Origin of the sequence: Peribacillus sp. NPDC096540, from assembly GCF_050278525.1 — a bacterium.
GTDB lineage: Bacteria > Bacillota > Bacilli > Bacillales > DSM-1321 > Peribacillus.
The window spans coordinates 24,774-40,533 of the sequence record NZ_JBNNTG010000006.1 but is presented as its reverse complement, the minus strand read 5'-3'; the positions used below and the strand labels follow the sequence as shown (position 1 = coordinate 40,533).

The following is a 15,760-nucleotide window of genomic DNA, read 5'->3' as shown; positions in this document are numbered from 1 at the left end:
GAACTGAAATGTTCGAAAATCTTAATGAAATGAAATATAATAACTGTTTAATATCTTACTTACGGAGAATTCACTTATTAGTGAAGGATTTGCAAGTATTCCCGATCTATTTTCCATTTAATGTTACTTTAATATAATGAAATATAACCTTTCACACCATAGTCTCCGCATAAATTACCTCAAGACCGCATTTTAAATCACTGAATATTGTGGATATTACCCCTTCTGTTAATGAGGTACCTAACGACGGGATCATTAATGGTGTCGATGGTATTCAGGATTAAAAACGATTATTACTCACTCGACCATTGACGTGGGTAACGGCATTGTACACCATGTTGTTTTCCCTGCTTCGTTACCCTTCTGGTACAACACTGGTCAATATATATAAGGAAACAAAGAGTGGGAAATAAACATTCTGGTACTTTATGATACCTACTTGTTTGCCTTTCTAGAACATTTGCGGTGGCACTGTTAGCCATTCTAATAGGCTTGGTTGAAAATAGGGGAAAGGAAATAAGTCCATTTTCAAAGCACAAGGAAAATGGGGGAAAGTTTAGGGGGAAGGACGTGTACATTGGATTAGGACTAATCACAGGCACACTTGAGTTACTTTGCTCTACAACATGGTTACTTTTCTTAAAGAACTTTGATTAGTAATTGGGTTCTTTCTCCTCGCAATACTTATTGCCTTGTCATAATTACTTTTCCTAAAAAGCATTTCAGTCCTGCGCACCCTATATTTGGGAGAGCCTGCTATTTGTGTATTGTTGAATATGAGTGGGTGAAAAAGGGATATCCTTTTGCACATCAAACCTTGTAAAGTGACCAGGGGCAGGTCGTTTCACCACATGTTACTTCAAGTATATTCTCCCATCCACTTCTCTGGAATTCCCCCCTACGTATAACGGAAACCCAATACTTAAATATCCAATTTTGACGAACTGCAACCCTTTTGATTCTTCATACGCACAAAGAAAAACCACGAAAAAAATGGACTTTTTTAAGGTGTCCATTTTTCGTGGGTATAGTTCAGAATGTAGAGTGAGAACTTTTCATTCAGGAATGTAGTTAGTTTGGTTTGGATGGCCAAGCACATCATATTTACACATATTCTAAGTCGACTGGATTTGGAACATTGAATAGGCTTTCATTTGTTGGAGCACTTGGTTACACTTTAATCTCGTACAATATCCTGCAGCACTCGTTATGCACCAAGAAATATTTCAAGCGATCCTTTGAATACACGTCTCTAGAGTGAGCTACTCTCAGTTCCCAGTTTCAGAATACAACTTCACTTTCGTACCGACTGCTGATTCTTCACAAGCATTCTGGGATGTAGCTTCATCTACCTGAAAAGAATGATGTAATATAAGTATGAAACAGTTATTTCCATATGGAAATACAATGGGGTTCATATCCTCCATGGTTCTTACAGCCGTTGCTCTTGGTGTTGTTTTATATGACCTTTTTCAGAACAAGAATGATTGTCCTTTTGGCAACTGCATTCCTGCAAGCAGGCGAACAACTAGTAATGTTCATGTATGCTGGTGAACCTGATAAGAAAGCCATCTACACAAACGTTTATTACGCTTTACTCATTGCTTTAGTTACTGTATTCGGTACTTCTTTTTGTTTTAACTCTTGATTTTATTTTTATGATTTTAGTTGTTTCTGGTACAATTCTTTCACCCTTATGTGTGTTCATCACCATTTCTTCTGTTAGGACAAAAAATACACCAACTAGGAAAATGGCAGCTGCGCTTAGTGTAATGGCCATTCCAACAGCAGTTAATATATAATCCTTATTGTAATCGCTTACAATTAAACTTAAAGCAAAAATAATAATTCCGATTACACAACCTGTGCCTGATACCCACTTCACTGCATCTAACATCTTCTGATTAGCTTCCATTATTTCATCCCCTTTCTTTCTATTTTATTACATTTCACAAATTTGTCAAACTTTTTATAATTTTCAATATATTCACAATGAAAACCTTGACAAATATAAGTGATGACTACTCGCTTTTAGGTATTCAAGACTATATGGAAAATAAAGCAAACAGTAAAAATACACTACCTATTTTTTCCCACATTATTACTTTTCTATACTATCTATATTTTTTGTTAACTGAATATCTATAGAAATGACTCCTGCCAATTGCTCAGGAGTCATTTCTCTTTTTTTATGAATTTTGCAACGTAATCGTTAAGGTTTTCTCTTCGTTACCTCGATAAACTTTAACTTTTACTTTATCGCCGATTTTCTTATCTGTGTATAGGTGTTTCCTTAATTCTGCAGAGGTGCTAATTTTCGATCCATCAATCTCCACAATGATATCCTGTTGCTTAAGTCCTCCATTCGCAGCCGCCGATCCAGTTTCAATACTGGTTACCATTACACCTGACTTTGCAGCTTCAGGGACATTTTGAAGATAATACTGTGGAAGTTCCTCTGTGTTGGCCAAGCTGACCCCTAAATATGGCCGCGTGATTTTTCCATTTTCAATCAGTTCCGTTACAATCGGTATTACGTCATTACTTGGAATCGCAAAACCTAAGCCTTCCACACCGTTTTCAGATATTTTCAAACTGTTTATGCCAATTACTTCACCAGCAGTATTGATTAATGCACCTCCACTGTTGCCAGGGTTAATTGCCGCATCTGTTTGAAGGACATCAAGTTCCCACTCTCCTTCAGATGTATCAACTGAAATGGAGCGCCCAGTAGCACTTACAATTCCTTGCGTAACCGAACGTGAGAAATCAAGTCCGAGCGGGTTACCAATGGCCAAAACTTCTTCACCTGGACGCATGCTATCTGAATCCCCAAAATTAATTCCCTCCGGTGCTATCGAGGCATCAATCGTCAAAACCGCTAGGTCTGTTAGAGCATCGGCACCAACAACCTCTGCAGTTGCCTTTTGTCCATCATACAATGAAATTTCCACTTCCTTAGCACCTTCAATAACATGATTATTCGTTATGATATAGGCCTTCCCATTATCTTTTTTATAAATAACTCCTGACCCCGTGCCGCTCTCAACAGTTTCACTCTCCGTACTTTGCTGCTGGAATGGGTTCTGATTTTGCGTCTCTTTCAAATTTACGACACCTACAATCGATTTTGACGCTGATGCAACCATATCTGCTCTTTCATTTGAATCTGTGCTAGTCGATAACTTTTCTGCATTTACACTCTTATTCTTTTCCACGCTCTCGGTTTGTTCTGCTCCTGCCGTTTGTGATGATTCTGTCACTGTGTTTTTCTCTGTATTTATAAAATCTCCACCAAATACAAATACAGAGGATGTAACTAGAGAAGCAACAGTTCCAGAAACAAGACTAGTTACCCAAAGCGACTTGCCCTTTTTCGATTCAACCTTTACCTGAACTTGCTCATCTCCATTATAATTCTCCATCCTTTACCCCTCCTATGAAAGTCTTTTACTTGGCTCCATCATAAACAGTATTTATTAAAAAATTCTTAAGAAATAAAGAATACGGCAAACTTTTTACAAAAAATATGATATTAAAACGAATTTTGACCAAAAAAAAACAATATTGACTGTAATTGCTCTGAGATTTCTTGCGCCTTATACGAAAAAGATGCCTCGATAACAAGGCACCTTTTTTTATCTATTCTATTTCTTACATAAGCTCATAGACTTCTTTTGTATTCTTATTCACGCCATACCAGGCCCAAGTAGCAGTATGCCCACTTCCCTTACTGTCATTGACCATTTCAAAGACTTGGAATATGTAATCACCCTTTTCATCTTCACGATCATATTGGATTTGTAACTGAGGATAGTTTTCCATGTCAGCGTAGTCTTTCACCAGATCTTCCGCCTGAGCTTTCGTCAATGTCGTATCCGAATCCTCGTTACTCTCGTTATTTCCTATATCAGCTGGCTTAGATGTGCCAGGGGCCTCATCTTTTTTATTTGTTTTGATTTCTGTTTCTACTGGCCCCCCCTCTGCGTCAGTGTCTTCAACTGCCTCTGCACTGGCTTCTCCTGCTTCTGAGGACATTCCAAATGCCTTTTGTACCATGTGCTTACCTTCCTCATGATTTGCCTTATATCTAGCAGCTTCTTCAAAAAACACTTGAGCCGCCTCAAAATCTTGTTCCTCGTATTTCTTCATTCCATCAGCCAAAAGACCGCATAGGCTCATCAACTCATTCGCTTCATCTGTTTGGTCTTCTTTATACGCTAATTCAAATGCCTCATAGGCTTCTAAATAATTTTCCTCTTTTACCTGACTTTTTCCTAGCTCCATATTGGAATCGTAATCCCTTGTTATACAGCCTGAAACAATGAATGCAGTCATTAAAATAAGTATGAATAATTTCTTCAAAATGTCACTCCTCACTTTTGTTGAATGCACAATGCTACCATATTATTCTATAAATCTATCTTACCTGATTTCACAAGAAATATCTGACATCTTTATCTCTATCGATTTATTATAAAGAATGTTCACTTTTATGATTATATTTTTACAGATAGTGGTACATCATAGATAAAAGCTTGAAAGGGTGATGAAAAAATGATGCAGGAAAAACAGACCTAACTTGTGGATTTGGCCAGCGGCGATGTACTAGGACAAAAACTTGAGGAAAATCCAAGTTTTACGATACATGCAACAGATGAGGAACTAGTAGAATTAAAGCTATGCCTAGAGGAACATCGAACAGATGACTTGGAGGCATATGCCCGTTCTCATGTACCGTATCTTCTCTATCATCATGACCGAACAAATGATAAATACGGTGCAGCTATGAAAAAGCTGTAAGCCATCATTTATAAATTAGGCGACGAAACAGCCCGAAACCATATCAAAGAAATCGGCATATTGGGAGATAACAAATTCAAAGGCAAAGATGCAACCCAAAACTTTAAATAGGAGAATACTTAAGCAGAACCTGAAATAACAAGGTTCTGTTTTTTTAAAAAGAAAGAGGATGAACGCATCCTCGAAAGAAAGTGAATTAAAACATGGGGTACATCAAACAATCGGATGGGTTGGAGTTTTACAGGATGAAGAATATGATGGGATTAGTTTTGGAAATGGATAAACTTAAATAAAAATATACCAGAAATGTTTCATTGAATAGGTAACGATTCTGGTATATTTAACGTTTTGCGGATTACTTTACGTAAAGAAGATGGCATTCACATATAAATCTAGTGTTTTTGTTTATAATAGGTAACCGCTAGCGCAAGAGCCAGTACGGTTCCTTTAACGATGTCCATCGCGTAGTATGGGACAGACATCATAATCAGCCCGTTTTGAAGGATTCCAATCAGGACTGCACCGATAAAGGTTCCGAAGGCATTCGGTTTCCCTGCTCCTAGAACAGATGAACCGATAAATGCAGCCGCAACAGCATCCATTAAGTAAGGAGACCCGGAATTGATTTCGGATGTCATGACGCGGGAAGCAAGGACAATTCCCCCGATTGCGGCAAAGAGAGCCGAAAGGAGATAGGCCAGTACTTTGTATTTATTTACCGAAATTCCAGAAAGCCTGGCAGCTTCCTTATTTCCCCCAATAATGTACATATAACGACCGTGCTTTGTATAAGTCAAAAAGATATGGGTAGCTATCACAATGACTGCCATGATCAAGATAATCCAAGGGACCTGTCCAATCTTAGCGAAAAATGGGCTGATCAGTCCTTCAGCGAACGTTCCATCAGGCATGACCATATTTTGTGAAACCGTTGCTCCTTTTGTATAGGTAAGTGCGATTCCCTGGATGATGAACATGGTCGCTAATGTCATCAGCATGTCAGGGATTCTCAATTTTACAATCATGAATGAATTTAATGCTCCTACTACAAGCGACGCACCAATTGCAGCTAATATCGCAATAAAGGTATCCTGAGAAAACCAAACAAACATCGAAATGACGATCGCATTAGCCAATGATGCGACAGAACCAACGGATAGGTCAAAACCATCCACAGTTAAGGAAATCGTAATTCCAATCGCAATGATGGTCACGATTGAAATAGAACGTAGAATGTTAATTAGATTATTAGCTTGTATGAAAGATGGATTCGAAACGGCAAATATCCCAATCAAAATGATAATCGTCAAGATTGTGCCGTATTTATAGAAAAAGTCGAATAAGTCTACTTTTTTCTTCGCTTTTGTTGTCTGTGTGTGAACAGGAATCGGTGTGCTCATCCTATTTACCTCCTGTTGAGTAGAATAGTAGTTCTTCTTCATTGGTTTTGCTTGTCTCTAATTCGATGACTGTGTTTCCGCCATATAACACATAAGTCCGATTAGTAATACCCATGATTTCGGACAACTCAGATGATGCATATATAATTGCCTTCCCATTCCTCGCGAGTTGGGCAATCAATTCGAATATGTCCTTCTTGGCCCCTACATCGACGCCTTTTGTGGGTTCATCGAATATGTACACATCCGCATCAGCAATCAGCCACTTTCCGATAGCTACCTTTTGTTGATTACCACCTGACAAGTTTTCAACTTTAGCATCCTCTGAAGGGGTTTTAATACCAAGACTCGTAATAAGTTCCTTCGCTTTTTTCTTTTCCGACTTACGATCTACAAAACTGAATATCTTGCTGAATTTCCCGATACTTGCTGCAGTCAGGTTCGTTACAACTGATTCGTGAACAAGAACGCCTTCTTTCCTGCGTTCTTCCGGTACAAGTGCCAGGCCACTTTTTACTGCATGGTGCGGTGTTTTCAATGAAAGCTTTCTACCATTCATCACGACTTCCCCTGTTGTGATAGAAGTATGACCGAATAAGGTTTTACACAGCTCTGTTTTCCCTGCTCCGACCAATCCTGCCAAACCAACAATCTCTCCTGCTTTTAGATAAAGGCTAACGTTTTTAACTTTTTCGGCATCAGACAGCCCCTTCACTTCCAGAACAACTTCACCAATCGTAGCATTTACAACAGGGAACTGTTCATCCATTGTTTTCCCGAGCATTCGCTCGACCACTTCGTTTTGGGTAATATCCGCTACTTCTCGACAAGTAACACTCTTCCCATTCCTCATAATCGTAATTTCTTCACAAATTTCAAAAATCTCCGGAAGACGATGGGAAATGAAAATGATGCCAACGCCCCTTTGCTTTAATTCATTTACAATTCGAAATAGTTCTGTCGTTTCCGTATAACTTAACGGAGCAGTTGGTTCGTCGAGAATCAGGAATTTGCATTCCGTCGAGACGGCTCTTGCAATCAGAACCATCTGTTTTTCAGCCAAGGTAAGATCTCTTACCAGCTTTTTCGAAGAGACACCAATTTTCATATCTGCCAGAATATACGTCGCTTTTCTATGCAACTCTTTCCAATGGACCATCTGTTTTTTGCCCATGTTTTGCACTGTATCATTCAACATTACATTTTCCCCAACAGTTAAATAAGGAATGAGTGCCGTATCTACTTCCTGATATACAATTTGAATACCTTGTTCCTGCGCAACCTTCGGTGAACGGATATCCAGCTTCTTTCCATCCAGAAAAATTTCACCTGTATAATGGGCATGAGCGCCCGATAAGACCTTCATTAGCGTCGATTTCCCTGCTCCGTTTGCACCGACCAATGCATGGGCTGTCCCTGATTGGACTGAAAAATCAACTTCACTAAGCGCCTTTACTCCTGGAAATTCAATCGATATCTTTTTCATTTCTAGTTGTGTGCCCATGCCCATTCCCCCTATTAAACAGACACTCTCTTCACTAGAAAGAGAGTGTCTAATGACTCTGCTTTTTACTTTTTATAATGATCTTTCAATACTTTCATCCATTCTTCTTCAAATTCCGTTGATACTCCCCATCCTTCGACAATACCAGACAAGTTGGCCATGTTGACCGCTTCTTTTGAAGCTTGAATCTGCTCTTGTGAAATAAGTGAAGCTTCTAAGTCATATGTTTGCGGTGTTTCTTCACCCGCTAATTTTTTTGCCAAAATCCTCATATTCACTGCACCAATCAACTTCGGATCGACAGCTGCTGTGTAAGACCATGAACTGCCTTTCGCTTGAATCTCCTGTAGATCAGCATTAGATACGTCGATTCCGTATATCTTCACTTCATCGCGGCCAGCTTCTTTAATCGCACGAGCTGCTCCGATAGCGAATGCATCCCATGTTGCGAAAATCGCATCTAGTTTACCTTTGGGATATTTATTCAACATTGCGGCTACTGCATTTTGTGTCTGAACCGAAGTATCTGCAGATGCTATTCCGAATCTTTCGACTTCTTTAATCCCGGGATTTTCTTTTAATTTTTCCTGATACACCGCATTTCTTCTCACCATTGGTGGGAAACCATCTACCCACAGGTATGCAATCGCCGCTTCACCTTTTTGTTCTTCTATCAATTTATCAAAAGCCAGAGTTGCCAATGCTTCATCATCCTGTGAAGTTAATGTCACACCGTCAATTTTAGATAAGTCGTTAATAGAGTCGAATGTGACAACGCTTTTTCCTGCATCAACCAACTTTTGAACGTCATTCACCGTTGCTGCATCATCACCATGGGAGATGATATAGCCATCATAATCTTCCTGTAAAGCCTGGGCGATTGCATCATGGAATTTAGCCGTATCGCCATTCGCTGTATACGTATCCACTTGAAAACCTAATGCTTCTCCTTCTTCCTTCGCTCCAGCTAAATATTGCGCAGTATGATCATCTCCGCCAATTTTACGAATGACTTTGATTTTGGCACCTTCCCCTTTTGCAAATCGTTCTGGAACATTTTTAAAAGATACTTTTTCATCCTTCTTTGATTCTGTTGAACTTTGTCCTGAAGAGCAGCCCGTTAAAAGCAAAGCCGAAGCTATGACCGAAACGAAAACCCTTTTAAAAATTGACTTCCTCATTGTAGTTCCCCCCTATTTTTTACACATTAATCTTATCAGTCAGGTTGGTGTAAATCCCAAAATAAAAACCTCTCTAGAATAGAGAGGTTTAATCAGCTGATTTGCAGACTTGTCCCTCTCTTATCTGTCAAAACATTTCTGTTTTGCAGGATTTAGCACCAATTCCTAATGGAACGGTTGCTGGGCATCTTAGGGCCAGTCCCTCCGCCACTCTTGATAAGAGAATATATTGTGTTACGTTTTTCGTAATTATCACTTTATAGGGATATAGTCGTAAAGTCAATAGATTTTTGAATATTTAAAATGTTGCTTACTACACTTATTTTCTTTGTAGCTTAGCCAGACGCTTTTTCTCGATTTTTTCAAGTCTCTCTAACTGACGCAGTTTCACTTCAAACAGAGTAATCGGGTCACGGTATACTTCCGGATTTTCTCTCATATGCTCCAGTGCTGCCTGATGGTCTTTGATTTCCGTCTGTGTTTGTTCTATCGTTTTTTGAAGTAAGGCAAATGAACTGCGATAGAAAAGTGAGATATCTCGATCCAAAGATTTTTCAAACAACCCGAATTGTGTAAGGAAACGTTCACTGATCATCTCTGCGACATCCTGGTAGTCTTCATTTTCTAAGTACTTCTTATAACGGTTGTACATATTAGTTTTATTTTGTGGAATAGCTCCAAACAGTTTCCCTGCCCCTTTAAGCAGCAATTGTGATGGTGTCCGGCGTAATAAAATATTAACGTTTTCAATGCGGATACTGCTTGTCATCCGATCCGCATCACGGCGCCAGTCATCCAAAACTCTAAAGTCTCCGGCAAGTGTAATCCGCTCTTCTTTGTACAATTCATTGAACCCTGCACTCATCTCATCCATAAACTGTTGAATTTGTGTAAATTCCAACTGGGATGTAGCAATCCAATCTTGTAGAGAACGGTAATATTGCGGCATAATCTTGTCTGAGATATATGCCTGAATCTGCTCATTCATTTCTTCGTTCAACTGTATATGAACTTGGCTAAAATCGCTACTTTCCGTTAATGATTTAGAACATTCTCTCAGTAATTCAGGGATTCTTGAAGAAAGCTGATTTTTCACTTCTTCTTTAATTGAACGATACGACCTTATGATATTTTCACTTTTTTCTTTTTCCAAATCAGCCAGTTGATTGACGGCTCCATTCAATTTGACTTCCATCTGCTCATTCCAAGAAATGGAGTGCTCGCATTTCCGCTCATTAGCTGCCCGTTTTTCTAGCAGGTAAGATAACGTTTTGCGAGTGAATGCAAGAATCTTCTCAGATCTTCTTTCCTTCCAATTATCAGTTTGATAATTCGAATCAAGGAAGGATGAAAGGTCCTTTAACTGCTGTTTGCTGTCATAAAGTTTGGAGAAAGCAAATACTTTTGCGTTCGGGAAATACGCATTCACTTTATCCCATGTTTCATCTTCCATGCGGACTGCGACTTGGTCACTGTAAATCGTATCCATCTTATTTAGTAAGAAATGAATCGGAAGCTTCGGTGCCATCATTTGAATTTCCAATAACAAATCTCGTTCACTACCGGTGAAAGGTGCACGTGCATCGAGAACAAACATCAGTCCATCGCTGCCTTGTAAATACCCTTGGAAATCAGAATCTACACTTTTTTCCCCATTGAACCCTGGTGTATCAAGTAAACGCAGACGATTATTTCTTAGATAGTCACTAATAAGGGTCACGTCGACAATGGTTCCACGTTGGCGTCGTGTTTCATCCAATTCGGTTAACTCACCAACGACTTTGTGATCAGTATCTGTAATTTCATAGATTTCCAAATTATCCCCATCTTTGACACTGACAAGGGACGAATGGTCTTCGGCAGCAATACTCTCTCCAGCAAGTGACTGAATAAAGGATGTCTTGCCATTGCCTGTGCTTCCCACAAGAAGAAGATTGAAATTTTCGGTATCCTTAAGTCCGTCTACCATCCACTTCAGCTTATTGCCAACTGTTAAGTTATTCTCTTCAGCCCACTGAATAATGGAATTGAACAGTTTTTCGCCCGCTTCCAATCCGCCTCCCAATTTAGGCGATTTTGCTAATAGACTTTCCGCATCCTGAACAACCAGTGCATTAATTGTATCAGGGAAAATTTCATTCCATGACAGAACGGACGCCGCTGCAAATAACGAAAGCTCTCCATCCGCGATTTTTAACCAATTTTCCAACAATCTCGGCACAACAGGACTCAAATCTTTGATTAAGTGTGTTCCTTCAAGCAAGCCGGCATAAGCATCCCGGTAATAGACAGAAAGCTCATCCCATACATCGCCTGGATGTAATTCAATGCCATCTATCAAATTATTAATGACTTTAAGCCATTCAAAGTAGGAATCTGTATATTTATAATTTTTCCAAAGTGCAACCGTCATTTTCTCAAAACGATCCTGATCAAGGTTATATAAAGCCCCGAGAACATTTGAGAAATAATCCGGAGCCATCGATTGAGCAACACCCTGCTGGATATACGTTTTCAGAACATCAAACCAAATCATTGATTCCGTACGGATACTTTCATTCGCGGCTAAAACTACAGCACTGTTCCAATCCTTTTGTTCTTCAAAGAAGGAGCGTGCAATTGCCGTGACATTCGGGTAATCAGGTTGAAAGTCGACTGCTTCCTTAGCAACTTTAGATGCCAAATCATTTCTTGATTCTACTATGTAAAGAGAGAAAAGCTGTAGAAGGACTTCCGTTTTCAATACAGCTTCATCCGTACTGACGGATTTATAGATATCCTCTGCGGTCGAATACATCTCTAGTTCAAAATAAGCATCAGCAATATTCTTCTTCGCCCATGAACTGAGTTCACCCTCTATGTTTTCCCACTTAAAAATGGCTGCTTCATAGTCATGATGCTGGAAGTACACTTCTCCTTGAGCAAACCGTACTGCAGTTAAATCCGCTCTTTCCTTTTTTTGTTCCACGAGAAACATTTCACCTAGTGCTTGAATTGGATGCTTGCCTGTATCCTCAATAATTGTTTCATAAAATTTTTTTCCAATCAGTCGTTCATCCATCTTTATTCCCCCGATATATTTCATATTTTCAATTAAAGGATAATCATCGATTTGTTAAGTCTTTATGAAAATCGAATAATAACTTTTCTCAAGACTTTGTCTACGAAAAGAGATTTATAGGTTCCTTTAGTTAAGAAAATTATTTTTAAAACCTTTAAAATATTATTTTAACAAAACAATATGGTAACAACATGTCATGACTCTTACAATTTTAAAACAGAAACTAATAAATTTGTAATGAATTTAATATAAAGACCTGAGAAGTAATTTCTACTTTTGTAAAAATATGTTTTATTTAGTTTTGCCAATATCCGAAGAGGTAGGAGGGAACAATTCTTATACCATTAAATTACCAGAATTCCCGACCATAAACTACCTATAAGTAGTAAAAACAAAAAAATTCACCTGAATACTTCCTATAAGCGAAAGTAAATCCTATCCCTAATAATAAATTCCTATTTGAAAGTTCATATAAAAAAAGCAGTACCTTTATTCATGAAAGGTAACTGCTCTCTGATATGCACCGAACAGTAATTGTCCTTTGACAAATTGGGATTATACCCCTGTACGCTTACGTTGGTTATTTGGCTTTTTAGTTAACTGGCTTTTCAGCTGTTTCGTTTTTTTCACAACGCCGGTTTCCAATTTATCTTGACTTGAACCTGCTTGCTTTTGCGCCAATTTTTGTTTGACTGCATCCGCTAGGCTTAACTTTTTATTTTCAGACATAATGTTGTCTCCTTTAGTGTTCTGACTTCTATTATAATATATATGCCGTTAGAAAGATAATAGGGAGTTATATCCGATTCTTTTCACTAAACATATCTCCAAATAAAGGAAGGATCGATTATAGGGGACTAATCTCCTGCTCTTGAATAATGAAAATGGAATGATTTGTACTGTCAAAATATGTTGACTTAATAATTAGAATTTGCTAAATTATCTTTATATTATAAAATCTATGAAGAGAAAGAGTAAGATGAGAACCCTGTTCTACAGAGAGTCGACGTATGGTGGAAGTCGATGTCCAAGGCCTATCCGAAAATCATCTCTGAGATGCAAAGCTGAAAATGAAGTAGGCTTTGACGGGCTTTCCGCCGTTACAATGGATCACGTATGAATTCGTACGTTGACTGAGTGCCGTAGCTTCTTATGAAGCACGGAATATGGGTGGTAACGCGAGCACAAACTCGTCCCTGATTATTAGGGGCGAGTTTTTTATTTGCAAAATAACTCTATTAATAGCCTTTTTGGTCCAGTCGGCGGGTTACATCATTATTAAAAAAGGAGAAATCACCATGAAAAAAACAGACACATTATTTATTGGCCTTATGCTTTTCTCGATGTTTTTCGGAGCTGGAAACCTTATTTTCCCTCCATTTTTAGGAGCTTCATCAGGGACTTCCTTCTGGCCCGCCATTGCTGGTTTTGTCGCCACCGGTGTCGGCCTTCCAATTTTGGTACTCCTCGCCGTTTCACTTGTTAAAGGTGGGGCGCAAACAATTGGAGCGCGTGTGCATCCTATATTCAGCACACTGTTCATGGTCGTCATCTATTTGAGCATCGGACCGTTTCTAGCGATTCCACGGAATGCGAACGTTGCCTACGAAATGGGATTCAAGCCGTACCTTGGTGACTCGATGAATCAATCCCTATTTCTATTCTTATTCACGGCCGTATTCTTTACCATTGTTTATGTCATTTCTTTGAATCCTAAAAAAATGGAAACTTTTATGGGACGCTGGATTACGCCTACCCTGCTTATGGCCATGGTCATTCTCTGTGTCGTTGGATTTGTAAAACTTGATGGTCCATTCCAAGCTCCAACTGATGCGTATGCAACAGGAGCATTTTCAAAAGGTTTTATCGAAGGCTATAACACAATGGATGCTTTAGCTGCACTCGCTTTCGGGATAGTTATCCTGACTTCGATACAGCAAAGAGGGATCTCAGATCGGAAACAATTGACGAGATATACATTAAAAGCAGGCCTCATCGCCGGCGTATTGCTTTCTTTAGTTTATATCTCCTTAGGTGTAATGGGAGCGCGTATGGCGGCAGATGGTTCATTTGAAAACGGAACAGATATCCTGACTGTCGCATCTACCCTTTTACTTGGAACAGGTGGGAAGATCCTATTAGGCGTTATTTTCACCTTAGCTTGCTTCACAACCGTCGTCGGTTTGACAACTGCCTGCGGACAGTATTTTTCAAATCTTATTCCCAAGACCAATTACAAAACCTTAATTCTGATTGTAACACTTGTCGGCTTCATTCTTTCAAACATGGGTCTGAATCAAATTTTAAAAGTATCGGTACCATTCCTTGTGATGGCTTACCCATTAACAATTGTCCTGATTGTTTTAACGTTCTTCAGCCGTCATTTTAAAAACCCGAAAAAAGTATATCGGAGTGCAATGATCTTTACCGGCGTTTTTGCCCTAATAGATGGATTAAACGCATTCGGCTTACCATTAGGACTCGTACAAACGTTTAGTGATGCTCTTCCTCTTTCTTCATACGGAATGGAATGGATCATCCCAGCTCTCGTAGGTATTGCCATTGGCCTTCTACTAAGTCAAACCGGACAAGCAGCCCCATCTGAGGAATTGGAAAGCGCAACATTATAATAGGAAAGCAGATGATTTTGTACAAATCATCTGCTTTTTTGCACGGTAGAGTTTTTCAACAGTTCCCACTGCTACTCACATTGCTTTATTTTGGTATTTCCCTGCCACTTTTTGTTATGATAAGGCTGAAGGAGATGATTAGTAATATGCCGAAGCAAACGCGTATTGGAAAAACAGATCTATATGTGAATCCGATTGGTCTTGGCACGAATGCCATTGGCGGACATAACCTTTTTCCTAATCTAAGCGAAGATACAGGAAAAGATGTCTTAATAACTGCTCTTGATGAGGGAATTAACTTTTGGGATACAGCTTTCATTTACGGTCCAGAGCGTTCAGAAGAAATTATCGGTGATATTCTTAAAGAGACCCGCAAACGCGAGGATGTAGTCCTTGCTACAAAAGGGGCGCATAAATTTGTCGATGGGAAAGTCGTATTAGATAACTCTCCGGCCTTTCTGAAAAACGCAGTAGAATCGAGTTTAAAAAGACTCCAAACCGAGTATATCGACTTATTTTACATTCATTTTCCTGATGAAGATACACCAAAGGATGAAGCGGTCGGTGCCTTAAAGGAATTGAAAGATGCAGGTAAAATCAAGGCAATCGGTGTCTCAAATTTTTCCTTTGAGCAATTAAAGGAAGCGAATAAAGACGGCTATATCGATGTCCTGCAATCCGAGTACAACCTATTCAGACGGGAAGCAGAGCAAGATTTACTGCCCTATACGGCTGAAAATCATATTTCCTTTATACCTTATTTCCCGCTTGCTTCCGGTCTGCTCGGTGGCAAATATACTAAAGATTCGACATTTGATGACGGCCGTGCAAAAAGTCCACTTTTCCAAGGACAAGCCTTTGTTAGCAACCTGCAAAAAGTAGAAGAAGTCCGAGAGATAGCAAACAGAAGAAATGCCGATGTTGCTGATGTGGTACTAGCTTGGTATTTAACTCGGCACTCGATAGATGTCCTAATTCCTGGAGCGAAAAAACCAGAACAGGTCACACGCAACTTAAAAGCGTTAGAAGTGGAATTAACCATAGATGAAATTGCCGAAATCAGCGCGATTTTCGCTTAAATAAGAGTTTAATAGATACAGAAGGCCAAGGAAAAAAACAATAAATTCTATGTTTCTAACAAATATGTTTTGTTAGAAACATAGAACCTCTTTCATTTATGA

The 15,760-nt window shown here is 39.1% G+C and carries 11 protein-coding genes, 1 pseudogene, 1 riboswitch and 1 other annotated feature; of the genes and pseudogenes, 4 read left to right on the top strand and 8 right to left on the bottom strand.

Features of this window, described 5'->3' with window-relative positions; all coding sequences use genetic code 11:
- Positions 1 to 213: 213 nt before the first annotated feature.
- Positions 214 to 410, top strand: a pseudogene (locus ACQKMR_RS08110) (nucleoside recognition domain-containing protein); the annotation flags it as partial.
- Between the two features lie 1,196 nt (positions 411 to 1,606).
- Here the strand turns inward: ACQKMR_RS08110 and ACQKMR_RS08105 are convergent.
- The 3 genes from ACQKMR_RS08105 to ACQKMR_RS08095 all read right to left on the bottom strand — a co-directional run bounded on the left by ACQKMR_RS08105 (position 1,607) and on the right by ACQKMR_RS08095 (position 4,365).
- Positions 1,607 to 1,915: a hypothetical protein gene (locus ACQKMR_RS08105; protein WP_427696839.1), complete on the bottom strand. Its 309-nt coding sequence runs from the start codon at positions 1,913 to 1,915 to the stop codon at positions 1,607 to 1,609.
- A gap of 274 nt (positions 1,916 to 2,189) precedes the next feature.
- The gene (locus ACQKMR_RS08100) at positions 2,190 to 3,425 is read right to left on the bottom strand and encodes a S1C family serine protease (protein ID WP_427696838.1); all 1,236 of its coding nucleotides are present in this window, start codon (positions 3,423 to 3,425) and stop codon (positions 2,190 to 2,192) included.
- Between the two features lie 229 nt (positions 3,426 to 3,654).
- Entirely contained in the window at positions 3,655 to 4,365 is a 711-nt protein-coding gene (locus tag ACQKMR_RS08095; RefSeq protein WP_427696837.1) for a hypothetical protein, read from the bottom strand.
- A gap of 219 nt (positions 4,366 to 4,584) precedes the next feature.
- Between ACQKMR_RS08095 and ACQKMR_RS08090 the strand changes: the two genes are divergently transcribed.
- Complete coding sequence (locus tag ACQKMR_RS08090; protein ID WP_427696836.1) at positions 4,585 to 4,803, top strand: hydrolase; 219 nt, start codon at positions 4,585 to 4,587, stop codon at positions 4,801 to 4,803.
- Positions 4,804 to 5,195: 392 nt separating this feature from the next.
- Here ACQKMR_RS08090 and ACQKMR_RS08085 read toward each other — a convergent pair whose 3' ends face one another.
- The 5 genes from ACQKMR_RS08085 to ACQKMR_RS08065 all read right to left on the bottom strand — a co-directional run bounded on the left by ACQKMR_RS08085 (position 5,196) and on the right by ACQKMR_RS08065 (position 12,678).
- Positions 5,196 to 6,203, bottom strand: a complete 1,008-nt coding sequence (locus ACQKMR_RS08085; RefSeq protein WP_427696835.1) for an ABC transporter permease — start codon at positions 6,201 to 6,203, stop codon at positions 5,196 to 5,198.
- A gap of 1 nt (position 6,204) precedes the next feature.
- A complete protein-coding gene (locus ACQKMR_RS08080) occupies positions 6,205 to 7,707 on the bottom strand; it encodes a sugar ABC transporter ATP-binding protein (RefSeq protein ID WP_427696834.1) in 1,503 nt (500 codons plus the stop codon).
- A 65-nt stretch (positions 7,708 to 7,772) separates the two neighbouring features.
- Positions 7,773 to 8,888, bottom strand: coding sequence for a sugar ABC transporter substrate-binding protein (locus ACQKMR_RS08075; protein WP_427696833.1), 1,116 nt, complete (start codon positions 8,886 to 8,888; stop codon positions 7,773 to 7,775).
- 117 nt (positions 8,889 to 9,005) lie between these two features.
- Positions 9,006 to 9,111, bottom strand: a riboswitch (SAM riboswitch).
- Between the two features lie 96 nt (positions 9,112 to 9,207).
- The gene (locus tag ACQKMR_RS08070; RefSeq protein WP_427696832.1) at positions 9,208 to 11,949 is read right to left on the bottom strand and encodes a GTP-binding protein; all 2,742 of its coding nucleotides are present in this window, start codon (positions 11,947 to 11,949) and stop codon (positions 9,208 to 9,210) included.
- Positions 11,950 to 12,504: 555 nt separating this feature from the next.
- Positions 12,505 to 12,678, bottom strand: coding sequence for a hypothetical protein (locus ACQKMR_RS08065; RefSeq protein ID WP_162878730.1), 174 nt, complete (start codon positions 12,676 to 12,678; stop codon positions 12,505 to 12,507).
- Between the two features lie 223 nt (positions 12,679 to 12,901).
- Positions 12,902 to 13,150 (top strand) — a binding site (T-box leader).
- Positions 13,151 to 13,247: 97 nt separating this feature from the next.
- Between ACQKMR_RS08065 and brnQ the strand changes: the two genes are divergently transcribed.
- Both brnQ and ACQKMR_RS08055 read left to right on the top strand, forming a co-directional pair.
- Positions 13,248 to 14,579, top strand: a complete 1,332-nt coding sequence (gene brnQ, locus ACQKMR_RS08060) for a branched-chain amino acid transport system II carrier protein (protein WP_427696831.1) — start codon at positions 13,248 to 13,250, stop codon at positions 14,577 to 14,579.
- 146 nt (positions 14,580 to 14,725) lie between these two features.
- Positions 14,726 to 15,658: an aldo/keto reductase gene (locus ACQKMR_RS08055; protein WP_427696830.1), complete on the top strand. Its 933-nt coding sequence runs from the start codon at positions 14,726 to 14,728 to the stop codon at positions 15,656 to 15,658.
- The last annotated feature ends 102 nt before the right edge of the window (positions 15,659 to 15,760 follow it).